The following is a 26,694-nucleotide window of genomic DNA, read 5'->3' on the forward strand; positions in this document are numbered from 1 at the left end:
CTAGGCACATCCAATTGCACGCAGGCTCAGATTCACAGTAAAAGGAAGAGGCACGATCCATGAAACAGTCCATTTTCGGTCGCATTGCACAGCTCGCGAAAGCAAACATCAATGCCCTCATCGACTCCGCCGAAGATCCACAGAAGATGATGGATCAGATGGTTCGGGACTACACCGACAACATCACTGAAGCCGAGCAGGCTATTGCCCAAACCATTGGCAACCTGCGCATGTTGGAAGATGACTATCGAGAAGACCAGCAGGCGGCTCAGGAATGGGGCACGAAGGCTCTGGCCGCGTCCACCAAGGCCGATGAGTTCCGCGCGTCGAATGATGCCGCGAACGCCGCGAAGTTCGACAATCTGGCGAAGGTTGCGATCCAGCGGCAGATGCAGGCCGAGTCCGAGATGAAGGCTGCCGAGCCGACGATCACCTCGCAGCGTGAAATCGTCGCAAAGCTCAAGGACGGCCTTAACCAGATGAAGGAAAAGCGCACCGAGCTGGTTGGTAAGCGTGATCAGCTGGTGGCACGCGCAAAGTCTGCGGCGGCCCAAAATCAGGTCAACGAAGCCATCAAGTCCGTCAATATCATGGACCCGACCAGCGAACTGAGCCGCTTCGAAGAGAAAGTTCGTCGAGAAGAAGCGCGGGTCCGCGGTGCGGCCGAGCTCGCGTCGTCAAGCATCGATTCGCAGTTTGAGCAGTTGGAAGATCTGGGCGAGCAAACCGAGATCGAGGCTCGTCTTGCCGCACTGAAGAGCAAGCAGTCGAGCCCCTCCCTCGAGGGTGGGCTCACCTTCGATAACTAGCTCGTTCAAAAAGCAGGACAAGGGCGGCATGGACCGTCAACGGAAACATGCCGCCCTTGCTTTGCCTCGCCGTACAACGGTTCGGAAAAAACGAAATCCCCCAGCCTGTTGGCTGAAGGATCTCTCTTGGTGGCGGGGAGAGGATTTGAACCTCTGACCTCCGGGTTATGAGCCCGGCGAGCTACCGAACTGCTCCACCCCGCGTCGGTAAATACAACATTACCAAGCCGTAAACACGAAAGCGAATTGAACGGCAGTACGGTAGGTCACACCCGCTAAAGGGCTGCCGCTCCCCTCGGTAGAAAAGCACGCAGTTCGCTACTTTAGCTTCAGCACGTACGTGCACCCTGTCCGCGCCAGCGGACACACTTCATCTTGTGAGCCCTTGGCACGAGTCTCGCTTGGAGCGATTCTCAGCCTCACGCAGTTACCGCGCAGGTGCCACAGGTGCACCAGCCAAAGGATCTGCTTGCCCCAGCACGCGAACTCCGGCCCCGCACGGCCTAAGCACGTTTCTGCCCAACGCCAGTAAAGCCACCAAGCTACTGAGCGGATACGAAGCCCTGGGTAGTCAAAGAGATACGCACGCCCTCGCGAAAAACAAAATCCCCCAGCCTGCTGGCTGAGGGATTTCTCTTGGTGGCGGGGAGAGGATTTGAACCTCTGACCTCCGGGTTATGAGCCCGGCGAGCTACCGAACTGCTCCACCCCGCGTCGGTAAATACAACATTACCAACCTGCAAACTTGAAAGCGAATCGTGGAACGGTGCCCTTCCTCACACATGGCTGATTGCAGGGCTGGCATCTGCGTATGCGCTATCTCGAGACCGCGAGTTGCACCGTTGCCCGGCGCATTGCCCAAGCGCTGGTGCCGTAGATCGTGCTCGCCTTCCAACCGGCGCACGCTCGCCCCATGTGGGTGGTATCGGTTCGTCGAATCTGCACGCGGGCAGCCATAAGTCACGCCGAGACAGCGTGCACGTACGTGGATGGGCCGATCACAATTCCACGTAAATGGAGAAGCAGCAATGAAAAATCCCCCAGCCTGTTGGCTGAGGGATTTCTCTTGGTGGCGGGGAGAGGATTTGAACCTCTGACCTCCGGGTTATGAGCCCGGCGAGCTACCGAACTGCTCCACCCCGCGATGACTAGACCAGTCTTCCTCATCGCAGGGCGAAAAGCGAATCGAGCGGCTCCGGTTAGTTGCCTTCCCCAGCGTTCTCGCTTGGTGCTGCCGATGGCTCGGCGCCCTCTGGGTTCGTGGTGACCTGATCGGGAACAGCCTGGCCTGTGATCGCCGAATCCGCCTCAAGCGCTCGCTTCAGTGCTGCATCGAGCGCCTTCTGGGCCTCACCATAAGCCGCAAAGTCGCCTGCCTCGAGCGCCTCCTGGCCCTTCTTGATGGCCACGTTAGCGTCATTGAGCGCCTTGGTTAGCTTCTCTTGCTCGGTCTGGTTCTGGGCTTCACCTTCGGTTTCACCCGAATCGCCACCCTTGTCACCGTTGTCGTTTTCACCGGTCACCGCACCAGAATCGCCGGCGAAGACCGCATCAAGCGACTTGGCCAGCGTATCCTCGAAGCCAACCTTGTCTCCGAAGGCAACGAGCACCTTTCGTAGCGTCGGGTAGCTCGTAGCACCCGATGATTGCACGTAGACCGGCTGGACGTAGAGGATACCGCCACCGACCGGCAGCGACAGCAGGTTACCGTTCTTCACCTCAGAGGCACCCTGACGCAGCAGGTTCAGCTCACGCGAAACCTTATCGTTCGCGTCGAACCACTGCTGTGCCTGTCCTGGTCCTGGTACAGCGGTGTCACGTGGAAGCTCAAGTAACTTCAGCTTGCCATAGTCCTCACTCTTCTTGCCAGCTTCTGAACCGGCGTCTCCATTTGCGGCGAGGAAGCCGAAGAGCACATTGCGTTGCTGCCCCGAGCTCGAAGGGGCCGGAATGAAAGTCGATGTTAGGGAAAAAGCAGCCTTGTCTTCACCGGGCATCTGCAGCGACATGTAGTATGGCGGTTGCTTAACCTTGGCATCGGTGGTCGGATCTGATGGGACCGACCATGCGTCATCCGCTTGATAGAAAGACACGGGATTCGTCACGTGGTACGTCGTGAGGATCTCACGTTGCACCTTGAACATGTTTTCTGGATACCGCACATGCTCCATCAATTCCGAAGACATGTTCTCCATCGGTTCGAGACTGCTCGGGAAGATCTTCTGCCACGCCTTCAGGATCGGATCCTGATCATCCCACGCGTAGAGGCGCACCTTTCCGTCATAGGCATCTACGGTCGCCTTGACCGAGTTACGAATGTAATTCACGCTCCCACCGAAACGGTTGACGTCATTCGCGTTGGTCAACGAGTCAGAAACGGCGGTTTCGAGTTGCTGATCCTGCGCGTATGGGAAATTGCTCGAGGTCGTGTATCCGTCAATGATCCACTGAACGCGTCCGTCAACAATTGCCGGGTAGGCGTTCGAATCGAGCGTCAGGTACGGAGCAACTTCACCGACACGATCACGCGGGTCGCGGTCGTAAAGGATCTGCGATTCCGAGTTGACGGCGTCCGAAAGCAGCAAGTCGGTTGAGCCGAACTTCAGCGAGTACACCAGGCGGTTCAAGAAGTTACCGACATTCGGTCCACCGTCTCCCTGGAAGGTGTACCGCGCGTCTTCGCCATCTCCACCGGTTCCGGGGTGATCCAATTCTTGGTCTTCCCAGCCCTCGTCGGGCCCACCAACGACTGAATAGTCCGGTGATTCCTTACCGAAGTAAATGCGCGGCTCGTAGGATTCATCCGAGGCGAGCGTACCCGTGGTGGGAATACCACCGAGCATGAAGTCCGGTCGACCGCCAGCCGATACACGGTTACCGTAGGCTGCCACCAGTCCGTAACCGTGCGTATAGGTAATGTGCTGGTTCACCCACGAATCGTTGGGGTCCACGGAGACTTCACGAGCAGCAATAACGGTGTCTTCTACCTTGCCGTCAATCGTGTACCTGTCGACGTCCATGGTCTGCGGGAAATTGTAGTATCCACGGAATTGCTGCAACTGGGCGAAGGCCGGAGACACCAGGTTCGGGTCGAGCAGACGAATGTTCGTCGTGTTCGCCGCTTCCTTGGCCAATGCGTTCTTTTCCGGTGTGACCGTGGCACGATAGTCGGTTACTTCGGCGTCTTGGACACCATAAGCCATCCGGGTGAAGTCGATGTTGCGTTTAATGTATTCACTTTCAACTTCGCGTTGGGTCGGTTCGACCTTGAACTTCTGAACCATGAACGGGTACACGCCACCGGCCACGATCATCGTGACCACCAACATTGCGGTACCGATCATCGGCAGGCGCCAACGGCCGGTAAACGCCGCGATCACGAAGGTTACGGCAATCATCACAGCCACGATGGCCAGGATCATCCGCGCAGGAATAACTGCGTGCACATCCTTATAGAGCGCGCCGGCCACGATGCCGTTTTGTTCGGTCAACGTCTCGTACTGCGCCATCCAGAAATTTACGGCCTGAAGCACCAAGAAGACCGCGGCCACCACGGCAGTATGTACTCGTGCCGCCTTGCCTACGGTCAGTCCCCCGCGCTCCTCAACCCGGATGCCGCCATAGAGGTAATGAGTGAGCAGACCTGCCACACCACTGAGCAACACAATGGAGATCAAGAATCCGTTCACGAGTCCGATGAATGGCACCGTGAAGATGAAGAAACTCAGGTCTAGGTGGAACTGGGGGTCGGTGGTTCCGAACGGTTCCTGGTTGAAGAACAACATGATGCTCTGCCACTGGCCAGCGACGGCGATGGCCGAGAAGATACCGATGACCAGCGGTACACCTATCATCATGAAGCGACGCACTGGTTCAAGCTGCGCTTGGTAGCGCGACATCGAATCGGGGCGATTACTTGTCGGCGCGTAGACCGGCCGGTGCTTGTAGGCAGAGCGCATGGAGATCCATATGGGCACCGCCATCAACACAAGAGCGATCAGGAAGATTACAAGCTTTGCGATGCGCTCGGTCCAGTACACGTTTTCGAAACCCAGCTGGTTGAACCAGAGGATGTCCGCGTAGAAGTTTGAAAGGAACACGAAGAGCGCTACCGCGACAATCACCGCGAAAATCGTGATCGTCAGCGGTGACGCTTTCTTGTTCTCCGGCCGTTGCGGCCGTTGTGGTCGCTCGGGCCGAGGCGGCCCGCCAAAGGGACTGTCCGTTGACACTGTTACATCCTTACCTTGGGGTCCCAGTACATCTCGGTACCGGGTTCACGCTAGTGCTAATTCTCAAAATCATTAGTTACAACTCGTCAAGGTCGCCGGGTCGATACCCTGCGCGATAGCCTGCAACGCGCTGCGAGCCTCGTGCAGGGTGGCGACCTTAACGACGTCGAGGCCCTTGGGGACACGGCCTGCAACGTCGGGGCAATTATCTTCGGGAGCCAAGAACACGGTGGCCCCGGCCTCGCGCGCACCAATCATTTTTTGTGCAATCCCGCCGATGGGACCTACCTGGCCGTCTTCACTGATTTCTCCAGTACCGGCGACGACGGTGTCACCCGCGAGCGAGCCCTCAGTGAGCTGATCAATGATCGCAAGAGCGAACATCATTCCGGCGCTGGGCCCGCCGATATCTTCGACGCCAAACTTCACATCGATCGGGAACTGGTAACCGGTGCGCAGGTAAACACCCAATTGACGTTGACCATCTTCACCCAGCACGGTGTGCACCGGAACCTGTACGTCGCGCATCTTGCCTGCTTCGTTCACACGCCGCACGGTCATCGTCGCCTCGTCGGATTCTGACTTGTTTAGGAGTTCTTTCAACTCCTTCAGATCCGCAAACGAAGAGCCCTCGAAGTCCACTAGGACGTCGTTCTCTTGAAGGCTGGTCTTGTTGTAGTCGGCGGCAAAGCCCACGACCTGCAGTGAGGTGTCGTAGTCATGCCCTAACTCGTGCAAGGCCGCAGCAGTAGACAGTTCCTGACTCGAACTCATCATCAAACTGTTCTCTTGAGCCTGCTGGTCGCTGCTTACTCCACGCGGCAGCATGATTTCCTCGGGGACAACATCCTTGCCTGGATTTAAGAGGGCTTCGAGAACCCAAACGCCGCTGAGCTTATGCTGACCACCACCACTGACATACACCGTGGTCATGTCCAGGGTGCTCTGCGACGGGTACGTCGTGGCCCTGTCCACGGTTAATACCCGTTGCCCATCGACCTCACCCATTGTGTTCACGACGGGCCCCGGTGAGCGCACCACAAAATTCGTAGGCAGCAATAAAATCAGCGCAACGAGGATCACGGCCACTGTGCCGGCGTTGAGCTTGCGAACCGATCGGATTGCTGGGACGGGCTCGATAGCTCGCGCCTGATGGCCACCAGTTGGGTTGTGGCCCGTGTCATTCACGTCAACTGCTCCTGCGATTTGTTGTGGGTCCTTGGGGGGGTCGGATGCATTCCCCACCTCTACCCTACTTAACGGCAGACGGCTGTCCCATCAGCTCTAAGGAGTATTCCCTGTGCCTAAAGCGAACTGGGCGGTGTGTTCATGGGAACTTGGAGCCGCAAGCGGTATTTTTTAACCATGGCACAGAACCCGGGAAACAACCCACCACATGACGACGACGAAAACCATCCGCAGGATCCATTCTCGGCAATGTTCGGGCAACTTTTCGGTGGCGGGTTCGATCCGAAGGACCTTCCCCCGCAGTTGCGTGAGGCATTAGGTGCCCAGGCAAATGATCCGGCGGCCATGCAGCGCATGATGCAGCAGGCTCAGGCCATGATGTCGGCGATGATGCAGTCCACCCCGGGTGATTCTCCGGTGAATTGGAAATTGGTCTCCGACACTGCCTTGCAGTCCTACGCATCCGATGATCCGGCCCCGAGCGAGGCCCGGATTTCGGCTATCGCCGATGCCACTTACCTGGCCGAGCTCTGGCTCGATAGCGCGACCGTCTATGAAGGCGGCGGACAGGGAACCGAGGTGTGGACCCGCAAGCGCTGGTTCGACAAGACCCTTGGTGTCTGGAAAACATTGACCGAGCCGGTAGCAGAATCGGTTGCCTCCGCCATTTCCGTGGCCATGAAAGAGCAGCTGCCCGAACAGATGACCGGAATGCTGGGCAATACGGATGCGATGTTCCGCAACCTCGGCTCCAGCATGTTTGGGGTTCAAGTCGGCACAGCTCTCGGTGGGCTGGCCAAGGACGTCCTTGGCGGCACCGATATTGGTTTGCCCTTGGCAGGAACCACGCCCGGCGTCGTCTCGGCAAATGTGGCCGCCTTCGGTGAGGGGCTAGAGATCCCCGAGCAGGAAGTTTTGCTCTACGTTTTGCTACGCGAGCACGCACACACTCGGCTGTTCGCTCGAGTTCCTTGGCTGTCGGCCAAGCTCATCGGGGCCGTTGAATCCTACGCCCGAGGTATCCACATTGATATGTCCCATATCGAAGAAGCCGTGCGCGGAGTGGATCCGAGCAATCCCGAATCGATGCAACAGCTTCTAGGTGAAGGTCTGTTCACCCCGCAGCGCACCGAAGCTCAGGAACGAGCACTAGAGAATCTGGAGCTCACGTTGGCCCTCATCGAGGGGTGGGTCGATCATGTGGTTTCTCTGGCTGCGGCAAACCTTCCCTTTGAGGCTCATCTGCGCGAGACGATGCGGCGACGGAGGGCCACGGGTGGACCGGCCGAATCAGCTTTCGCCGCCCTTGTCGGTCTCGAGCTACGCCCGCGCAGGCTTCGTGAGGCTGCGGCGCTTTGGGAGCATCTGCATGCAGAACGCGGTGTCAGCGCTCGCGATGCCATTTGGGACCATCCGGACCTGATGCCTACCCTTCAGGACTTGGATGATCCAACGGGCTTTACCGCACGCCGCGAACAGGCGGCCAGCGAGTACGACGAATTCGATGAGGCACTAGGAAAACTCCTTAGCGGCGGCTTCGATGAACCGACCGATAAACCGGATTCCACGGATTCGGACGAGGACCGCTAAACGGTTATGGCCGTCAACTCCAGAGGTGGGTTGACGGCCATAACAGTTCTAAAAGTCGATATCGTCCGGGTCGTCATCGACTTCCGGAGTGGTCGGGGTTTGCCCCAATTCGAGAGAATGTGCCCGGTACCCGGTGCTGAATCCGCGTAAGAACATATCTGCCTCGTGGGACTTTGGATAACGGGCCAGCAGGGCCTTGAATTTCGGCCCGTGACCGTCGTCGGGTACCACCAAGTGCACCAACTCATGAACCAAGACGAAGTCTTGCACCCACTGGGGGGACCATTTGAGGGCTGAGGACAGTCGGATGCGTCGCTCCTTCAGCGAAGCCGACCCCCAACGCTTGGCCTGATTATCGACCCATCGAACAGAAACCGGCCGAGCACGACCGTCCAAATATTGGGCGTCGAGCAACGCAGCGCGTTCCTCCAGCGAAGGCCCGGAACCTTGCGCTTGATTGCGGGCCTGACGCTGCCGAAACTTGCCAATCATTTCCTCGACCATACGCTTCTCGGCAAACTCGCTTAAACCCGCCGGTACCTGCACGACCAAGCGGTCATCACGCCATTGGCTAGAAATGGTCTTGGTACGCCGTGTTGAGCGCACGATCCGTACCGGAAGGTCGTCGTCCGTAAGGAAATCCACGGTTGTTGGATAGGCAGGCATGAAATTTACTCCTTATCGAAAGACGAAGACATTCACCCAAGGTACGGCGCTACCGGGAAGCGGCCGCTCGCTCGGACCGACTTGTGGGTAACCGGCTCTAGCTTTGTTGGGCTATGAGGTCTAGGACTGCCTGCCCGTAGCGTTCCATCTTGCTACGGCCCACTCCGGGAACTTTGCCTAACTCCTGCATCGAGCTCGGTTTATCTTCGGCGAGCGCCATCAGCGTCGCGTCGGTAAAGACCACGAAAGCTGGTACCGCGTTGGCCTGGGCAACTTCTAGACGCCAACCTTTCAGCGTTTCGAATAGGTGTTCATCATATTGTGCCGGGCAACTGGCGCACCGACGAAGCTTACGTTCCTTCGCGCTAGTGAGGAAGGAACCACAACTTCGGCACACCGCCGGGGTCAGCTTCTGTTCTTTGCGGGCCGCCGGCGCCTGAGCACGACTACTAATTTGCCGAGCCGCAGGAATCCCATCGAGGAAGCGGGACCGATAACGATGGGCCCTGCCACCTGGCGTACGAGCCAGCGACCATGAAAGGTACAGCCGGAGCCGGGCACGGGTGATCCCCACGTAGAACAGGCGCCGCTCTTCGTCGTATCCGGCTTGGTCCTTCGCATAGGAAATTGGCACAAGTCCTTCGCTGAGGCCCACCAGGAACACCACGTCCCATTCCAGGCCCTTGGCAGCGTGGAACGAGGCAAGTGTCACCCCATCCAGGGTTGGGGCATGTTGCATCGCGGCGCGCTCTTCGAGTTCCACCACAACATCACGTAGCGTCACCTGTGCGCCAAGCCCTGACTTGGTACGTACCAGATCATCTGCGAGACGGACCAAGGCTGAGAGCGACTCCCAGCGTTGTCGTGCCGCACTGCTGCCCCCGGCCGGAGGCTGCTCGGTGTAGCCCTGCCCGGTGAGCACATCGCGTACCAGTTGCCCCAGAGGCTCATCGGTCGCCACCGTTTGCGCCGCACGCAGGGCGAGCATCCCCTCCTTAACTTCGCGTCGCGAGAAGAAACGCTCCGCACCGCGCATGACGTAGGGAACTCCGGCGGCCGTCAATGCCTGCTCGAAACTCTCGGACTGGCCGTTGGTTCGGTAGAGAACGGCGATACTCGAAACGTCTTGCCCGGCGGCAATTAGGTCCTTGATCCGGCTGGCGACCTCGGCGGCCTCGTTCTCGTCGTCACTAGCCTCGAAGAACTCTGGTTCGGCTCCATGCTCTCGCTGCGCGATCAGTTCTAGCGGTTCGGGCCAGGTCACCATCCGGTCCGGTACCCCGGATTCAATGCGCCGCTGGGCCAGAATCTTGTTGGCTAGGCCAACGATCTGCGGTGTAGACCGATAATCACGTACCAGCTTGACCACCCGGGCGTTCTCAAATCGTTGCCCAAAACCAAGTAGGTAGTCGGGGCGGGCCCCGGTGAAGGAGTAAATGGTCTGCGAGGCGTCGCCCACGACGCACAGCTCCTGCCGCTCCCCCAGCCAGAGGTTGAGCAATCGCTGTTGCAGCGGAGAGACATCCTGGTACTCGTCGACGACGAAGTGTCGGTACTGTTGCCGGACGCTGGCGGCGACCTTCTCGTCTTCTTCCAAGATCGCGCTGGTCAGCAACAGCACGTCCTCGAAGTCGATGACATTACGGTCGTCTTTGAGTTCCTCATAGGTCTGGAAGACTCGCGACATGGTGACCGCTTCCAAACCTTGAGGAAGTTCGCGCGTCTGCACCACCCGGGCATAGCTTTCGGGCGAATGCATGGAAACCTTGGCCCATTCGACCTCTGAGGCGAGATCCCTCACCATGGTGCGATCGCTAGAGATACGAAGTCGACGGGCCGCCTCGGCAATCAGGGGCGCCTTGTGTTCGACGATGCTAGGCAAAGTTCCACCAATAGCCTGAGGCCAGAAGTATTGAAGTTGGCGCAAGGCAGCCGCGTGGAAGGTGCGTGCTTGGACTCCGTTGGCTCCCAACTGACGTAATCGGGTACGCATTTCGGAGGCCGCACGAGTGGTAAAGGTCAACGCCAGCACACTGGTGGGCTGGTAGATCCCTTGCTGCACGCCATAGGCAATACGATGGGTGATGGCCCTAGTTTTACCAGTTCCAGCACCGGCCAGAATGCAGACCGGCCCGGTAAGCGCCTCTGCCGCTTGACGTTGTTCAGCGTCAAGCCCGGCTAACAGATCGGTGGTGGGAGCTTGTCCTTCAGGTATCACGCAACGGCTTTCGGTAGTTCATGTCCGTACCAGTCTTCGATCAGAGCGCCGGCAATCGATGGTCCGCGCGGCACGTCCAGGACGCCCTGGGTAATCGCGTCGTGCAGTTCTTCACGAGTGAACCACCGCAGATCCAAGATCTCCTGACCATCGGGGATCAACTCGGTACTCAGCGCCTCACCGCTAAAACCCAGCATCAATGACCGCGGCAACGGCCATGGCTGCGACCCCCGGTAGGCGCATTCACCGACACGGACCCCAGACTCTTCAAAGATCTCACGGCGTACCGCGGCCTCAAGTGATTCCCCGGCCTCAACGAATCCAGCCAAAACCGAGTAGATCTTTTTCTTGAATCGAACGTTGGCCCCGAGGAGCAGCCGATCCTCGGCATCGATGATCGAGGCTATCACCGCTGGATCGGTGCGTGGAAATAACTCGTGCTGCCCGTCCGCGCACCGTTGGGACCACCCCAAGCTGGTTGGTTCCAACGATGAACCACACTGCGGACAGAAGGTTGTACCCAACCGCCAATTGCCAATCGCCTGGGCCACGACGAATAGGCCTAAGTCTCTGGCCTCCAGCCGACCGAAGGCCTCACGCAGGCTAATCCATTCGGTGTCCGGGAGCGCAGCACCCGCATCAGCAAGCAGTAACACATAGTTCACGCCATCCATCGCACCCAAGTGAACAAGTGATTTCGGCGCAGCCTCTTGCGCTTGCTCGACCGGCATGTAGAGCAGTGAGTGATTTTGTGCAGCGATACCCTGTGGCGCAAGAAGCATAACTTTGGTGTCCGGCCGCTCCAATGCCTCCCGGATTGGTTCGGCGCTATCTACTTCCGTTAGCGGGCGAACCAGTTCACCACCTGCAAAGGGAATGTTACGTAGCACACCACGATATTTTTCTGCCAAGGCCATATATCTAATCTAGTTCACCGCGTGATGTTCCACCGACTAGCCCGCCGGCACTGTGGACCGTGAGACGCACCGCCCACAGGGTGAGAAATCGCCCATTTCTCACCGATGCCCGTGCGTCATTCAAGGTTGCTTGGAGGGTTGTCGCATACGGTTGATGATGTGAAACGCTCTGCCATGGAACTCGCCGCAATTGCCACCGCCGCTGTCCCCGGACTGGCTCCCGTGGGATATGCGGCGCTCTCCGATGATGCGGAGGATTTTGACTCTGCCTTGATTATTGACGATCAGCAGAACCGCTGGCGGGTGCGTTCCCCACGCCATGACGAGGCCAGCATGCGCCTGGAGTCCGAGCTATCGGCGCTCCGGGCCTTTTCGGCCCGCGTTCGTGCCGCGCTACCCTTCGCACTACCCCAAGTGGCCGGCTCGGTGCGACAGGGACCGCTACGCACTTTCGTATACAAAGACATGCCCGGTAAGACAACTTCGCTCGAAGAGTTGGTCGATGCTGGCAAGCCGTTGGCTGCGGCGCTCGGCCGGGCGATGGCGGCGATCCATCAAATTCCGGACGATGCCGTAGAGGTTGCCGGCTTGCCCTGCTACACCTCCGACGAAGTACGTCAGCGCAAGCTCAACGAGTTGGACACCGCGGCGGCCACCGGCTTAATCCCAAGTCGCCTGTTGCGTCGCTGGGAGCACGCCATGGAAGATGTGTCGCTCTGGCGTTTCAATGCTGCCGTCGTCCATGGAGACTTTGACGAGGAACAGATCCAGGTACTCGGCGGGGCGATCACGGCTGTGAAGGGCTGGACCGATCTTCACGTCGGGGACCCGGCCGATGACTTCGCGTGGCTTTCGGCCGTGGGCAATCAGGGCTTTAGTGAGCTGGTGTTCTCCGCCTATATCGAGGCGCGAGGCGACAAAGCGGATCCGCATATTATGCGACGCGCCGCGCTGGCCGCCGAATTCGCGCTGGCGCAGTGGCTGGTCAAGTCCCTAGCTACCAAGGACCAGCAGCGTATCGATGAGGCCCAAGAGATGCTGCGCGAGCTTGATACAAATATCGCCGACTACGGTGGGCAGCCGCTATCGGTGGTTGAGCCGCCGCGCCCCTTGCAGTCACAGACCGAAGACACCAAGGAGCCAGCGGCCACCGAAGACGCCGACCGTACCTCGACCAAGGTTTCTCGCCTGCCCGATGAGTCCGGCTCCGAGGCCGCGCCGACAGACTCTGCACCATCGGCTCGCCCCGGAGCCGAGACGCTGCAACCGGCTCCCCAGCCGGCTACGAGCACTGTCCCGGCAACAGCTGAGGAAGCCAAGTCTGAGCCAGCCCCGGCCAAGGACTCGACGCAGGACTCCTAGCCCTGAGCCGCTTGAATGCTTGCGAAAGCTTCGGCGACCATGGTCTCCAACTCGTGCTCACTGGCGAGCTGCTCGGCATGAATCGTGATGCCAGCGGCCACATAATAGAAAGCCGCGTGAATCTTCTCGACGGGAATATTGTGTAGCCGGGCCCAACCCAGTCGATACACGGCCAACTGCACGAGCTTATGTTTCAGGTCTTCGCCGCGCGGGACCCGCCCGGTCTTCCAGTCGACGAGGATCCAGCTATCGTCGTCGTTGCGGAAGACGGCGTCGATACGGCCGCGCACTGCCACCTGACCAATGCGCGTCTCAAGCGGCACCTCGACGTACGCCGGGGTACGTTGGGCCCAGTCGCTGGCCAAGAAATCGTTCTTCATGGCCTCAAGGTCGAGGGCTTCATCCAAATAGCGGTCCGCCGGAGCCATCAACTCTCCAAGATCCAGCATCCCGGTTTGTTCGTAGTAGCTTTCAATCCAGGCGTGGAATGCGGTCCCTCGGCGCGCGGCGAGTCCAGGTCGATGTGGTACCGGGCGGCGAATATTATCGATAACCTCCTGCGGGTTCTCGGCCAGGTCGACGAACAGCGAGGCCCGCACATGTTCGGGTGGGGTCACCGTCCGTTCGCGGTCGCTCAGGAACTGTCGATGGCGCAAGAGCGTTTCGGCTTCCTGCCGCCACGCCCGTCCTACGGCACTCTTCGGTTCGCTCGGCTCCCGCCCGATCTGCTCGGTAACGAGTTCGGCCAATGATTCCAGAATGGTCCGTCGGGAGTAAGGCAAAGCACTGCGTTGCCGTTGCCCGCTGACCTCCGGGCCGGTCAATGGATCATAGGGCCAGCGTGCTTCGAGGGGCTCCACGGTGTTCGGGTTCTGTTCCGGCGCTTGCTCGGTCTCAACCCATTGGCCAATTTCTGCTTGTGGCAGTGGGCCGTTCGCCATGGGACGAAGAACCTCAATAAATTCCGAAGGCTCCATGGGCTTACTCCGGCTCCCGTTCCACACGCTGCTACTGCATACCAGCAGGTGTTTGGCTCGGGTCAGCGCGACATAGGCCAATCGGCGTTCTTCCTCAATATGGTGCTCGTCGACGGCTTGTTTAAAGCGCTTCTCCGCGTCGAGGAGGTCTTTGAGACAGCTCTGGTCTGTGTCCCATGCGGGCAAGTCTGCCCGGTCCCCGCGTAGCGGCCACGGCAATGCCGCATCACCGCTGGTCCAGCGGTCAGATCGGGCCCCGGGGAAGGTACCGTCGTTCATGGTCATTACCGCGACCATGTCCCATTCCAGTCCCTTGGAGGCATGTACCGTCAGCAACTGCACGGCCTGAGGGTTGGTGTCCTCGGCTGGTAGTGGTAGCCCGCTCTCCTTCTCGGCAGCGTCTTCGAGCCACATCAAGAACCCCGATAGTTCGGCCCGTGGCGCGTTACGACAGTACTCGCGCACCACATCGGCGAAAGCGTCGAGGTGCACTCGGTGCTTCGATGGCTCAACCCACGGTCGAGCAGCGACCTCAATGTCGAGGTTCATCGTCCGTTCCACTTCACGAATCAAAGATTCGAGGTCGTGATTGGCCAGCAACCGCAGTTCCCGTAACTCCTCGCGTAATCGTTGCAAGCGGGCTAGACCGGTGGCACTGATCTTGCGTCCGTCGTGACTTGTCCATTCCGGAGTGGGCAGAAAATCGAGCGCCTCAATAAGGCTTGCCGCGTCGTTGAGTTCGGCGCGCGCCACATCTGTTGTCTCGTCGTCGGTCGAAGGTGCGTTGTTTAGTTCTCGAAGACGACGTTGAGCCAGGTACTTCGACCAGTCCGCAAAAGCCATGAGATCGGCTGGGCCGAGCCGCCAGCGGGCACCCGCGAGCAAGCGCATGAGCTTATCCGAGCGCAAGGGATCGACCAGCACATGCAAGGTACTGACAAGGTCCACAAGTTCCGGAGTACTAAGCAGCCCCGATAGACCGACAACCTGGTAGGGGATCTCGCGCTCGCCAAGAACCTGCGCCATCACCGAAAGTTGACTGCGATTTCGGCTGAGAACCGCACAGGTCAGTGGTTCCGTGCCGTTGGACTTTTCCAGTTCCGCTACGAAGAGATCGGCGATGCGTTCGGCCTCGTCATGAACCGTGGCGCAACGGTTGAGCACGACCCGACCGGGCCCGGCGAACGCCGAGGGTTCCAACGGTTTTACCGCCACAGGACCATTGCGTTGTTCCTGGGCCGACCCGGTGATGCGGTTGGCCGTCTCGAGGATATTGACCGAGTTACGCCACGCCACGGTCAGGTGCCGCACATGAGCATTGCGCCGTTGTTCGTTTTCCACCACGGGGAATGTGGAGGGAAAATGGAACAGCTGTCCGGCGCTAGCACCACGAAATCCATAGATGGACTGGTTGGGGTCGCCTACCGCGGTGACCGGGTGGCCGTCTCCGAAGAGCGAGGAGAATAGTTTCAGTTGCGCATGCGACGTGTCCTGAAACTCGTCGAGGAGCACGACTTTGTACTTCGCCCGTTCGGTAGTGGCAGCAACGGGCACGTGCATCGCGATTTGGGCGGCGTGAGCTACCAGATCGCCGTAGTCCATAACGCCCCGTTCCCGTTTGAGTTGTGCGTAACGGCCCGACAACTCGGCGACGGTCGCCCGTGATGCCAGCCGGTCAATTAGTTTCCGCGCGTCGAGGGTCGGGGCCTTGTCCTTATCAATTTGCATCGGTAGCGCCGATATCCGCGCAAGAAGATCACGAATCCATGTCTCGGCCTCGTCGGCCGTGACCAAATGCTCGCTGGCTTCCGAACTAAAGGAGACGATAGCGTCAATTAGCGTGCTGCTGGCCGACGTCAGATGCTGGTAATCACCCGTGTAGGTTTCAAGCACTTCATGGGCCAGCTGCCACGACTGGGCGGCGCCGAGGAGCACGGTGTCGTCCTCTAAACCCAACCGCAGTCCGTAGTCTTTCACCAAGGAGTTGGCATACGAGTGATAGGTGGAGACCGCCGGATCCAAAAATTCTGCGGTTAGTTCCCCATCGAGTAAACCCGTTTCCACGAGCTTGGCGATTTTCTGTCGGATGCGGGCCGAAAGCTCCCCGGCAGCCTTGCGGGTAAACGTCACCCCGAGCACTTCTTCGGGACGGACAAGACCGTTGGCGACCAACCAGACCACCTTGTCGGCCATCGTCTTGGTCTTGCCGGAGCCAGCCCCGGCAATGACAAGCATCGGTTCGAGCGGGGCGCTAATAATCTCGGCCTGCTGTTCGGTGGGCGCGAAGGGCTCCCCTAGGGCCTCGGAAAGCTCGTGCGGAGAAAAACGCGGAGTGCTCATGGTTCAGTAACCTGTCGTCCATTCGTGCAAAGGGGGCAGATTTCGGGAAGTGCGCAAGATCCGAAGAGGCCTTCACTACCCGCGAAGTGGCGCGTGATGAAGTCACTGTCTCCCATGAGCGCGGCGGCTTGCAGGATCAATTCCGTAGCCCAGGATTCCTCGCCGAGGGCCTGTTGCGCACGTAGCGTTGGCCCCTTGGTGGTGGTGCCCAAATACACCAAGCTGGCCCCGGATGGTTCACGAGCAGTTTCCGGAAGCTCCGCGAGCGTATCTAGGGCCCCAAGCTTGATGGCCTGTTGATACACGCCGAGCTGTGCATGGCGTTCGGTCTCCTTTAACGTGGGGGCTTTGCTACCAGTTTTCAGATCGACCACGTGGGCTCGGCCCTCTGCGTCTAGCTCCACACGATCCATCACACCACGCAGGTAGAGTGCTGGTTCATGCTCGGGTACCTGCACTTCGAACGAAAGTTCCCGGGCGACGAGAGTGCGTCCCTCGTTACGCATGGCGAGACAATATTGAGCATATTTCTTGAGCATGTTTACCGCACGATCGAACTCACGCTGGCTCTCCCAGTTCTGTGGTTTTTCCAGTTCGGGCCAGCGGGATTCCAGAATGGCCTCGTACTGTGAACCGGTGGCATCCGGGTGCTCCTCGGCAATGGAGTGAATCAAGGTACCCAGTGATGCGGCAAAATCGCGGGCCGCTTGACCGCCAGCCCCCTGCACAAACCAGTTCAGCGGCGAGTTGACAGCAGTTTCAACCTTGGACGGTGAAATACGGATCGGTTTCCCTTCGGGCGTAAGCCGTTCCGAGGTGCTCAGCGGGAGCATTCCCCACCATGTGTCCGGGTGGGCGCCACGCACCGAAGCCTCAGGACTACTGAGCAGGGCGAGGGTCGAGAGCGCATTCCCGACCACTTCCTGAGCTTCACTGCTGTCTTGGCCATGCCCGGTTGCGACGAGTGTCTGAGCGCGTTCAGCGCTAGCACGAAGTTCCGCGACCAAGGTGGGCAAGGACCGGATGCGCGGCACGACGCTTGGTTCACGAACGGCCGTGGACGGCGGGTCAACCAAGTCCATAAAGCTCGAGGCTTGCATCTCCGAGTTCTCTACGGCGGTGCACACCAGAAGCTGCTCGGCGCGTGAAACCGCGTTGGCGAAGGAACGAAGTTCATCAGCACGCGTATTTTTGATCAGCTCCGCGGGTGTTCTGCCCGAGAGAAAACCGACGCCGTGTTCAGCCGCGTCGGCCAGCGCATTCGAACCGAGAAGTTCGCCACGCAGTTGCAAGTTCGGCCAACTACCTTCCTGCAGTCCGGGAAGGAACACGACCGGCCATTGGCCACCAGCTGCCGCTGCCGTGGTCAGTACGGTGACAGTTTGCTCCCCTTGCGCGCGACTAGCCAACGAGTCCATTGGTAGGTCTTGACCCAAAATATAGTCGAGAAATTGGGCCACGCTGGCACCGGGAAGTTGGTCCACGAATCGTTCGGCGGCCTGAAAGAGTGAGAGTACCGCGTCGAGGTCATGATCGGCTCGCCGGGCTCCGGAACCAGTTCCCAATGCTTCTTCACGCCATGCGTCTGAACGACCGGAAGCTTCCCATAAGGCCCACAATGCGGTTTCGGGGGTGGCCTGCCCGTCGGCCAGCACTTCCTGCAACTTGGTATACATCCGCACCACGCGTTGGAGCCCGAATCCCACGGGGCCGAGGTTTTCGGTGAGTTCCGGTTCGGTCAGGCACGCGTCCAGAAGTTCGGCGCTGCTTCGTCGGCCCCCTCGAGAACTTTCGACCCGGCGCAAAAGCTGTCTGATGCGACGGATTTCTAGTGCTGTGCTCATGCCGTAGCGAGAGATCAGTAGCGAATGCATCAGCAAGGGGTCTTCGTGTTCGGCGGGGGCGACCGCGCGTTGTAGAAGATCCAGTAGCGGACGTACGGCACTTTCGTCTTTCAGCGGCAACTCAGCTGGCGGGTTGGACACTGCAATCCCCTGGCCCTCGAGGAAACGACTCAGGCTACGCACCTGGGAGCCGTTGCGCACGATCACCGCAATGTCCTTGAGTGAGTACTCCCCGAACACCGAAAATTCAATGATGCGCTGGGCTAGGAATCGCTGTTCCTGTGTTGCGGACTCAAAAATATGGCCTTGCACATTGCCTGGTTCGTCTGTTGAGGACCAAGTCAGGCGACGGCCTAGCTGACCGGTGGGGGCAGGGATCCGTCGTACAACACGACGCCAGGCTTCCGCGATGGCTGGCGTCATACGGTAGCTATAGGTCAGCTCGTAGCTTTGCGCGGAAAGTTTTTGACCATATTGGCTGGCGAAGCGATGTACCAGCTCGGGTCGCGCGCCACGAAAGCCTTGCACCACGTTGTCCGGGGTCCCCACCGCGATGAGCGTGTGGTCGCGTCCCAGAACCTGTAATAGTCGGTGTTGTGAGAGCGAGGCTTCTTGCAAGTCATCGACCAGAATGCAGTCCAGACGCTCACGCTCCCGGGCACAGAAGTCCGGATGTTTCTCCAGCAGTTCCGCCGCGCGCGTGATTAGCCCGGCAGGGTCAAAGGCTTCGGCGTTGCCGAGGTCAAGCAGGTCTCGGTACTCCTGATAGAATCGCGCGGCCGCTACCCATTCAGGCCGGTGGGCCGCGTGCCCAAGGTCGGCAACATCAGCTGGTTCGAGGCCAAGCTCCGAGACCCGATCAAAGAATTCACGGACCTCTTTTCGGAACCCCCGCGTACCAATGGCCAGCTCAAGTTCCTGCGGCCAGCCTGGTGACTCGGTAACACCGAGCGTATGTCCCTCCAATAATGCTGCAATCATTGAATCCTGCTCAGGACCGGACAGGAGGCGGGGCTCACGCTCAACAAATGGCAGCAGTCCCTCCACCCGGGCCCTGCGGATCAAGTCGAAAGCGTAGGCCGACCAGGTCCGGACCACCGGTTCGGTGAACGTACGCTGCGCTCGACGGCTTAACTCGTCGCGCAAGTGTGCGGCGGCATTTCGTGTCGGCGCGATCATGAGCAGGCGCAATGGGTCGAGGCCGCGATCCAGACGTTGTACGGCCACCGATATGAGTAGTTGGGACTTGCCTGTCCCCGGTGCCCCGGTGACCAACGTCGGCGACGTGCACCCGGTGAGGATCTCCAGCAGCGTCCCGGCAGTCGGATCGAGAGTTTGTTGCGCCATGCTTAAAGTTCACCATCCGGGTCCGACGATTTGCCCTCGGCGACACGGGCGGCCAAGGCATCGATGGATCGCCACTGGGCCTCGGTCGGCTTCCAGCGTGCTTGATCGATGCGTACCTTCGTCCCCCGTAGCGGCAGTCCTTCTTGCTCCCAGTGTTGACGCGCCCGTTCGGCAAGTGGATCAGCCATTCCGCCGTCGCTGCGAAGCACTCGCCACCATGGAAGTCCCGCAGGAGCCTGACTCATTGCCTTGCCCACCTGCCTAGGCCCACCGGCCCCGAGTAGTTCGGCCACATCCTTATAAGCCAACACAGATCCGGCTGGGACCAGCCTAGCCAGCGCATACACCGCCTGGCCCAGTTCTAGGCCCGAAGGCCCTGCACGATCGCTCATTTACTCATTGTCTCAACTGAGAACGGATTCCACAGCCGGGGGGCGGTCATTTCCATGCTGTCGTAAGCGAAAGGTAGCGTAGTGGCATGAATAATTGGCATGAAGCACCACTGCTCGGGTTTGATCTGGAAACCACCGGCGTGGATCCGGACACCGCTCGCATCGTCACCGCGACGGTGGTGCTACTAGATGCCGACGGTCGCACCCTGAATCACCGCGAGTGGATGGTCAATCCAGGAGTCGAGATCCCCGAGCAGGCCACGGCTGTGCACGGAGTCAGCACCGAAAAAGCCCAAACCGAAGGTGCCGACGCGCGCACGTCGGTCGAGCAAATCATCAACCTGCTGCAGTTCGCTTCACAGGACACGGCCATCGTGGCTTTCAATGCCGCCTACGATTTCTCGGTACTTCACGCCGAAGCACTGCGCTATGGTCTCGTGCCATTCATTCCAGGTAATGTCATCGATCCTTTCATTCTGGACAAGCAGCTGGACACATATCGGAAAGGCAAGCGCACACTTAGCGCAGCCTGCGAACTATACGGTGTGCAGTTGGAAAACGCGCACACCTCGCTAGCCGATGCGGTCGCGTGCGTGGCCGTCGCCCGACGTATCGCTGAGAAGTACCCCCAGGTGCAGATGGATCCACTTGCGCTACACGGCCAACAGATCGCTTGGGCACGAGAACAGGCCGCCAGCTTCCAAAGCTACCTGCGTAAACGCGATCCTCAGGCAGTCGTTGACGGCGCTTGGCCCATCAAGGACAGTTAGGGCCTGGCTATCGCCCGATGGCTGGTGGCGCGCTTCACGTCACGCGGACTCCCAACGGTAGCGGATCACGTCATTCATTAATTGCAACTAGATGGACGTTGCTCGAAGAACATTCGAGTCAAACAGGTTCTAGCGTGCCAACGCGTCCTCATTACTCGATCATGACGCTCGTTCGGTCGATAATCTTCGATCGTGATTGACTAAAGGGTACTCTAACTATCCCTTCAGAGCCTAAGGATTCCATCCATTGATCACAGTCAGTGACCTGCGCAAGGTCTACCGGCAAGGAAGTGATGAGGTCGTTGCTCTGGCCGGCGTCAGCCTTGAGGTCCCTACCGGGAAGATTCACGGCATTGTCGGCCATTCCGGCGCAGGCAAGTCGACGCTCGTTCGATGCCTGACATTGCTTGACCGCCCTACCTCGGGCACCGTCGCCGTCAACGGCACCGAACTGACAAATGTCAGCGACAACCAACTCCGTGACGCGCGTCGACGTATCGGCATGGTCTTTCAGCATGCCAACCTGTTCGATTCACGCACCACCGCCCAGAACATTGCCTACCCACTAGAACTGGTCGGCACCCCCAAGGCGGAAATCACCGCAAAAGTCACCGAACTCCTTGAGCTGGTCGGCCTCTCAAAGTTCGGCAAAGCGTACCCCTCACAGCTATCTGGCGGACAGCGTCAGCGCGTCGGTATCGCCCGCGCGCTAGCCACCGATCCAGACATCCTGTTGTGCGACGAGCCCACCAGCGCACTGGACCCCAAAACCACCGATGAGATTCTGGATCTCATCAAGAAGCTACGTGATCGTCTGAACATCACCGTGCTGATCATCACCCACGAAATGCACGTGGTGAAGCAGGCTTGCGATTCTGTCTCGCTGCTCGAAGCAGGCCGTATCGTCGAGCACGGCGATCTTGACACCGTCATAAACACTGCGGGCAGTTCCCTAGCTACGACGTTACTTCCGCTTCCAGGCGATGCACCGCGTGCGGAGGGATCAGGCGACATTCTCGACATCATCTACTCCGGCGAACAAGCCAACGAGCCGGTGCTCTCTTCGGTCGCCCGCCGCTTTGATATTGACATCAATGTGCTGGCCGGTGCAGTTGAGCAGATGGGCGAGCATCAGTTCGCCCGGTTGCGTATCCAGCTTCCGGCCACCGCTAATACTGCCGAAGTCGTGAATTACCTGAAGTCCATCGGCGTCGCCGTCACGCAGAAGGGAGATGCCAAGTAATGGATTTCTTCTCTGAACTCGTTTCCAACCCGGGCATCACAAAGGCGATGTGGCCGGCGTTTATCGAGACCATGCAAATGACCTTGGTATCGGGGCTGGTCACCGTCCTTATCGGTATTCCGCTTGGCGTACTGCTTCTGACCTCGAATAAGAACGGTCTGGCGCCACTACGTTGGCTCAACTGGCTGCTCTCGGCGATTATCGTAAATATCACCCGCTCGATTCCCTTTGCGATCCTGATGATCGCGTTGATTCCCTTCTCCGCGTTGGTCGTGGGCACCGCACTTGGTCCGATGGGTGCCTCGGTATCCTTGACCATCGGTACCATCCCTTTCTACGCACGTCTCGTGGAGACCGCGTTGAAGGAAGTTTCCAGTGGCAAGATCGATGCCGCGAAGGTGATGGGCTCAACCCGAATGCAGATCGTCCGCAAGGTGTATCTTCCCGAAGCTATGCCGGGCATTATTGACGCAACGACCACCACCATTGTCACGCTCATTGGCTACACGGCCATGGCTGGCGTTCTCGGTGGCGGCGGTCTTGGTTACTTGGCGTACAACTACGGCTACGTTCGCTACGAACTTGAAATCATGGTGGTCACGATCGTCATCCTGGTTGCGCTAGTGCAGCTCGTCCAGTTCTTCGGCGACCGAATTTCCACGCGAATCAACCACCGCTAACCTTCCCACCGCAACACTCGTACAACCCGAAAAGGAGCACCTATGCGTGCAAAGATCGCATTGGCCGCAACGTCCGTTGCCGCATTGCTGGCATTGACCGCCTGCGGCGCCAATACCGGCGGCGAAGCCGCCCCATCGTCCGCTGCTAGCCTCGACCCGGCGAACCCCACCGTCGTCACCGTGGGCGCTTCGCCGTTCCCGCACGCCGAGATCCTCGAGTTCATCGACGACAACCTTGCTCAGAAGGCCGGTATTGACCTCGAGATCAAGCAGATCGACGACTACCAGATCCCGAACCAGGCGCTGGCCGACGGTGAAATTGACGCCAACTTCTTCCAGCACCAGCCGTTCTTCGACGATCAAGCCAAGACCAAGGGCTACAAGATGGAGCACGGCGAGGGTGTGCACATTGAGCCGTTCACCGCGTTCTCAAAGAAGTACAAGAAGGCCGATGAGGTGCCGGAGGGCGCCAAGGTCGTTATCAACAACGACCCGGCAAACCAGATCCGCGGCCTGAAGTTGCTCGAGGATGCTGGCCTCTTGCAGAACATCGCCGATGAAGACACCGTTCTGACTGTCAACACCGACGAGAGCAAGAACCCGAAGAAGCTGGACTTCTTCGAGGTGAAGGCCGAGCAGGCACCGCAGCTTTACAAGAGCGACGACACCGTGGCCATCGCGCTGATCAACGGTAACTTCATCCTGCAGGCCAAGTTGCCGAAGGAAGAGGTATTCCAGCAGGAGTCGGTCGAGAACAACCCTTACGCCAACTTCCTCACCTGGCGTGAAGGCGAAGAGACGCCTGCCATCGCCAAGCTCGATGAGTTGCTGCATTCGGATGAGGTGCGCGACTACATTGAGGAAAACTACCCGGACGGTAACGTTATCGCTGCCTTCTAGGCAACTGCGCCTCGGCTCAGATCAGTGATCTAGCTACACGGCTCAGGAACGCGAAAACCCGCGTGCAACCCAGTCTTGTGGGGATTGCACGCGGGTTTTTGCGTTGTCGACTAGTTCGTGGCCGACGCCGCAGCGCGGGCCGCTGCCGGTAGCGCCGCAATCACGCGATCCAATGCTGCGTCGTCATGCGCTGCCGAGAGGAAGAAAGCTTCAAAGACGCTCGGCGGCAAGTACACCCCGGCTTCAAGCATGGAGTGGAAGAACGGAGCGTAGCGGAAGACTTCTTGCTGCTGTGCCTGCGCGTAGTTGTGTACGCCTTCGCCGGCGGTGCCGAAGGCCACCGAGAAGAGCGTACCGACGCGCTGAATGGAGTGGTTCACCCCGGCTTCGGTGAAGGCCTGCACCATGGCGGCCTCCAACTTTTCGGACTGTCGCTGAATGTGCGCGTAGACCTCATCAGTAGCATTGCTCAGCTGTGCGATACCCGCTGCCATGGCCACCGGGTTTCCGGAGAGCGTACCCGCCTGGTACACCGGTCCCAGCGGGGCCAGGTAGTCCATTACCTCGGCGCGGCCGCCGAGGGCGGCGGTGGGCAGTCCCCCGCCAATGACCTTGCCGAAGGTATAGAGATCCGGGGTCCAGTCTTCGGTGCGACCGGACAGCCCCCAATAACCGGCATCCGAGGCACGGAACCCGGTGAGAACCTCGTCGAGAATCAGCAGAGCACCGTGCGCGGCAGTGGTTTCCTTCAGGAAACGGTTAAAGCCAGGCTCCGGCTCAACCACGCCCATATTGCACGGGGCGGACTCGGTAATCACGGCGGCAATGTTCGCGCCGTGCTCGGCGAAGGCGGCGGTAATCGCCGCACGGTCGTTATACGGCAGCACCAGGGTCTCGGCGGCGGTGGCGGCGGTGACGCCAGCCGAACCGGGCAAGGCCAGCGTCGCAACGCCCGAACCAGCCGAGGCCAGCAGCCCGTCGAGGTGGCCATGGTAGCAACCGGCGAACTTGATGATCAGTTCGCGCCCGGTGAAGCCGCGCGCCAAACGGACCGCGGTCATCGTTGCCTCGGTGCCGGTGGAGACCATTCGTACGCGGTCGACCCCACCCATCCGGGCCTTGATGAGTTCGCCGAGGCGCACCTCGTCCGGGGTGGACGCACCGAAGGACAGGCCGCGGTCTACCGCCTCGTGCACCGCTTGCTGAATGGCCGGATGCGCGTGGCCGAGCAGTGCCGGGCCCCAGGAACACACCAGATCCACGTACTCTTTGCCGTCGGCATCATAGAGGTACGGGCCGGAGGCCTTGACCATAAAGGGCGGCACACCGCCGACGGAGCCAAAGGCACGCACCGGGGAGTTCACGCCCCCGGGCATTACCTCGCGGGCCTGGGCAAATAACTGCTCGGACTGGGTCATTTACTTCTTTCCTTCGTTCAGCCAGCCAGCGGCTTCGCTGGCCCAATAGGTCAAGATTTGCTGTGCGCCGGCACGGTGAATCGAGAGCAGGGACTCCTCGATCGCGGCCCGCCGGTCAATCCACCCGTTCGCGGCGGCCGCTTCGATCATCGCGTACTCTCCGGAGATCTGGTAGGCGGAGACCGGCACCGGGCTGTAATCGGCCACCTCACGCACGATATCCAGGTACCCCATGGCAGGCTTGACCATGATCATATCGGCGCCCTCGTCGAGATCCGACTGAACCTCGACGAGCGCTTCACGGCGGTTGGAGGCGTCCATCTGATAGGTGCGCCGGTCCCCCTGAAGCTGGGAGTCCACCGCCTCGCGGAACGGGCCATAGAACGCCGAGGCGTACTTCGCCGCGTAGGCCAATATCGCCACGTCCTGCCGGCCGACGGCGTCCAAGGCCTCACGAATCACCGCAACCTGACCGTCCATCATGCCCGACGGGCCCAGCACGTGAGCCCCGGCCTCGGCCTGCGCCACCGCCATTTGCGCGTAAATTTCGTTGGTGGCGTCGTTATCCACGCTGCCATCGGAGCGCAACACACCGCAGTGGCCGTGATCGGTGAACTCGTCTAGGCAGACGTCGGACATGATCACCAGCTCATCGCCGACTTCCTGGCGTACCGCGGCGATGGCCCGGTTCAAAATGCCCTGCGGGGCCACCCCGGCGCTGCCGACGGCATCGCGCACCTCAGGGATACCGAAGAGCATCAGCCCGCCGACACCTAGCTCGCGAGCCTCCACGGCGGCGGCGCGCAAGGAATCCATGGTGTGCTGCACGACACCGGGCATCGAGGTGATCGGGTTCGGCTCGCTCAGGCCCTCACGGACGAAGGCGGGCAAAATCAGCTGGGCCGGTGAAAGCCGATGCTCGGCCACCAGTGAGCGCATGGCCCGGTTCTGCCGTAGTCGGCGAGGTCGGCGATTCGGAAAGCTCATGATTCTTCTTTCTCCTCGGGCATTGCGCCCACTAATTCTTCGATGGCTGTGATCAGCGAGTCCGGATCGGGGTTGCCGGCCACGAGGTCGCTCGGAAGTCCCGCCGCGGCCGCGGCTCGCGCGGTGGGTTGGCCGATCATCAGGGTGCGGGTTCCCGGTGGCAGCGTGCTCCCGTACAGTTCCCGGAAACGATTCACGATGCTCGGGGCGCTGAAAACGATCACCTGGCTCTCCGCTACGCTCCGCGCCAAGGCGTCGACCGGCAGGTCTTCGATGGTCGGCGGCTCGATCGCGGCGGCCTGATCGTGCGGTAGCGGCCGGGTGAAGTAGGCAATGACCTCATCCACCTTTGCGTCCCAGCCACGCAGACCGTCGGCGAGCACCGGAGAGGCGAGATCGCCATGCGCGTACAGCACCGGGCAGCCGGCGGGCAGCTCATATTCGGCGACCAGCCCGGCCGCCGAATGGCGTTGCGGGACGAAGGCCACCGGTTGACCCAACAGCCGTGTGATGGCCGCGGCCGTGGATTCGCCCACCGCCACCCAACGCGTCTGCGGCGGCAAGGAACCGGCCAATCCAAGGTGGGCCAGACGCTCGGCGAAAACCTGCACGGTGCTCACCGAGGTGAGCATGACCTGCTGGTATTCCCCGGCGGCCAGTCGCCGCAACGCACGGTCCAGCGCACCGGTATCCGGCGGCCAGAACGTCCCGATCAACGGCAGGCACCGGGCGGCGATCCCACGCGCCGAAAGCCGCTGTAGGGTCGACGCTGCCCGCCGGGTCGGGCGCAGAAAGAGCACCGTGCGTCCCAAGG

Annotated in this window: 18 protein-coding genes and 3 tRNA genes; 7 read left to right on the top strand and 14 right to left on the bottom strand. The window is 60.0% G+C overall.

Annotated elements, in window-relative coordinates:
* Window positions 1–59 precede the first annotated feature (59 nt).
* Entirely contained in the window at window positions 60–809 is a 750-nt protein-coding gene (locus ACJD00_RS10655; RefSeq protein WP_418906987.1) for a PspA/IM30 family protein, read from the top strand.
* 127 nt (window positions 810–936) lie between these two features.
* Here ACJD00_RS10655 and ACJD00_RS10660 read toward each other — a convergent pair.
* From ACJD00_RS10660 to ACJD00_RS10680, 5 genes are all read right to left on the bottom strand, one after another.
* A tRNA-Met gene (locus ACJD00_RS10660) sits at window positions 937–1,013 on the bottom strand.
* 433 nt (window positions 1,014–1,446) lie between these two features.
* A tRNA-Met gene (locus tag ACJD00_RS10665) sits at window positions 1,447–1,523 on the bottom strand.
* Window positions 1,524–1,876: 353 nt separating this feature from the next.
* A tRNA-Met gene (locus ACJD00_RS10670) sits at window positions 1,877–1,953 on the bottom strand.
* Window positions 1,954–2,008: 55 nt separating this feature from the next.
* Window positions 2,009–5,041: a UPF0182 family protein gene (locus ACJD00_RS10675; RefSeq protein WP_418906988.1), complete on the bottom strand. Its 3,033-nt coding sequence runs from the start codon at window positions 5,039–5,041 to the stop codon at window positions 2,009–2,011.
* A 72-nt stretch (window positions 5,042–5,113) separates the two neighbouring features.
* Window positions 5,114–6,229, bottom strand: a complete 1,116-nt coding sequence (locus tag ACJD00_RS10680; protein ID WP_418906989.1) for a PDZ domain-containing protein — start codon at window positions 6,227–6,229, stop codon at window positions 5,114–5,116.
* Window positions 6,230–6,406: 177 nt separating this feature from the next.
* Between ACJD00_RS10680 and ACJD00_RS10685 the strand changes: the two genes are divergently transcribed.
* Entirely contained in the window at window positions 6,407–7,819 is a 1,413-nt protein-coding gene (locus ACJD00_RS10685) for a zinc-dependent metalloprotease (protein ID WP_418906990.1), read from the top strand.
* Between the two features lie 48 nt (window positions 7,820–7,867).
* On the opposite strand, the gene ACJD00_RS10690 is transcribed toward ACJD00_RS10685, so the two are convergent.
* From ACJD00_RS10690 to nudC, 3 genes are all read right to left on the bottom strand, one after another.
* A complete protein-coding gene (locus tag ACJD00_RS10690) occupies window positions 7,868–8,485 on the bottom strand; it encodes a SprT-like domain-containing protein (RefSeq protein ID WP_418906991.1) in 618 nt (205 codons plus the stop codon).
* Window positions 8,486–8,582: 97 nt separating this feature from the next.
* Window positions 8,583–10,703 carry an ATP-dependent DNA helicase UvrD2 gene (locus tag ACJD00_RS10695; RefSeq protein ID WP_418906992.1) on the bottom strand — a complete coding sequence of 707 codons (2,121 nt, stop codon included), beginning with the start codon at window positions 10,701–10,703 and terminating at the stop codon, window positions 8,583–8,585.
* Window positions 10,700–11,620, bottom strand: coding sequence for an NAD(+) diphosphatase (gene nudC / locus ACJD00_RS10700; protein ID WP_418906993.1), 921 nt, complete (start codon window positions 11,618–11,620; stop codon window positions 10,700–10,702). Before nudC ends, ACJD00_RS10695 begins: the two co-directional genes overlap by 4 nt.
* A gap of 159 nt (window positions 11,621–11,779) precedes the next feature.
* Here nudC and ACJD00_RS10705 point away from each other — a divergent pair, with 159 nt between their 5' ends.
* Window positions 11,780–12,982, top strand: coding sequence for a phosphotransferase (locus ACJD00_RS10705; RefSeq protein ID WP_418906994.1), 1,203 nt, complete (start codon window positions 11,780–11,782; stop codon window positions 12,980–12,982).
* Here ACJD00_RS10705 and ACJD00_RS10710 read toward each other — a convergent pair.
* The 3 genes from ACJD00_RS10710 to ACJD00_RS10720 are packed head-to-tail and all read right to left on the bottom strand — an operon-like array spanning window position 12,979 to window position 19,882.
* The gene (locus tag ACJD00_RS10710; RefSeq protein WP_418906995.1) at window positions 12,979–16,299 is read right to left on the bottom strand and encodes an ATP-dependent helicase; all 3,321 of its coding nucleotides are present in this window, start codon (window positions 16,297–16,299) and stop codon (window positions 12,979–12,981) included. The genes ACJD00_RS10705 and ACJD00_RS10710 overlap by 4 nt on opposite strands.
* A complete protein-coding gene (locus tag ACJD00_RS10715) occupies window positions 16,296–19,490 on the bottom strand; it encodes an ATP-dependent helicase (RefSeq protein WP_418906996.1) in 3,195 nt (1,064 codons plus the stop codon). Before ACJD00_RS10715 ends, ACJD00_RS10710 begins: the two co-directional genes overlap by 4 nt.
* Window positions 19,491–19,492: 2 nt before the next feature.
* Complete coding sequence (locus ACJD00_RS10720; RefSeq protein WP_309406451.1) at window positions 19,493–19,882, bottom strand: MGMT family protein; 390 nt, start codon at window positions 19,880–19,882, stop codon at window positions 19,493–19,495.
* 86 nt (window positions 19,883–19,968) lie between these two features.
* Here ACJD00_RS10720 and ACJD00_RS10725 point away from each other — a divergent pair, with 86 nt between their 5' ends.
* The 4 genes from ACJD00_RS10725 to ACJD00_RS10740 all read left to right on the top strand — a co-directional run bounded on the left by ACJD00_RS10725 (window position 19,969) and on the right by ACJD00_RS10740 (window position 23,475).
* Window positions 19,969–20,652, top strand: a complete 684-nt coding sequence (locus ACJD00_RS10725; RefSeq protein ID WP_418906997.1) for a 3'-5' exonuclease — start codon at window positions 19,969–19,971, stop codon at window positions 20,650–20,652.
* A gap of 247 nt (window positions 20,653–20,899) precedes the next feature.
* Complete coding sequence (locus ACJD00_RS10730) at window positions 20,900–21,895, top strand: methionine ABC transporter ATP-binding protein (RefSeq protein WP_418906998.1); 996 nt, start codon at window positions 20,900–20,902, stop codon at window positions 21,893–21,895.
* A complete protein-coding gene (locus tag ACJD00_RS10735) occupies window positions 21,895–22,575 on the top strand; it encodes a methionine ABC transporter permease (RefSeq protein ID WP_418906999.1) in 681 nt (226 codons plus the stop codon). The genes ACJD00_RS10730 and ACJD00_RS10735 overlap by 1 nt, the downstream gene beginning before the upstream one ends.
* A gap of 42 nt (window positions 22,576–22,617) precedes the next feature.
* Entirely contained in the window at window positions 22,618–23,475 is an 858-nt protein-coding gene (locus ACJD00_RS10740) for a MetQ/NlpA family ABC transporter substrate-binding protein (protein WP_418907000.1), read from the top strand.
* Between the two features lie 110 nt (window positions 23,476–23,585).
* On the opposite strand, the gene hemL is transcribed toward ACJD00_RS10740, so the two are convergent.
* Genes hemL through ACJD00_RS10755 form a run of 3 tightly spaced genes read right to left on the bottom strand, consistent with a single transcriptional unit; the run spans window position 23,586 to window position 26,692 of the window.
* The gene (gene hemL / locus ACJD00_RS10745) at window positions 23,586–24,893 is read right to left on the bottom strand and encodes a glutamate-1-semialdehyde 2,1-aminomutase (RefSeq protein ID WP_418907001.1); all 1,308 of its coding nucleotides are present in this window, start codon (window positions 24,891–24,893) and stop codon (window positions 23,586–23,588) included.
* Window positions 24,894–25,880 (bottom strand): porphobilinogen synthase, encoded by a 987-nt coding sequence (gene hemB, locus ACJD00_RS10750; RefSeq protein WP_418907002.1) that lies wholly within the window; start codon window positions 25,878–25,880, stop codon window positions 24,894–24,896.
* Complete coding sequence (locus ACJD00_RS10755) at window positions 25,877–26,692, bottom strand: uroporphyrinogen-III synthase (protein WP_418907003.1); 816 nt, start codon at window positions 26,690–26,692, stop codon at window positions 25,877–25,879. The genes hemB and ACJD00_RS10755 overlap by 4 nt, the downstream gene beginning before the upstream one ends.
* Window positions 26,693–26,694 lie beyond the last annotated feature (2 nt).

It is taken from the genome of Glutamicibacter endophyticus (assembly GCF_048457885.1).
In the GTDB taxonomy this organism is placed as follows: Bacteria; Actinomycetota; Actinomycetes; order Actinomycetales; family Micrococcaceae; genus Glutamicibacter; species Glutamicibacter endophyticus.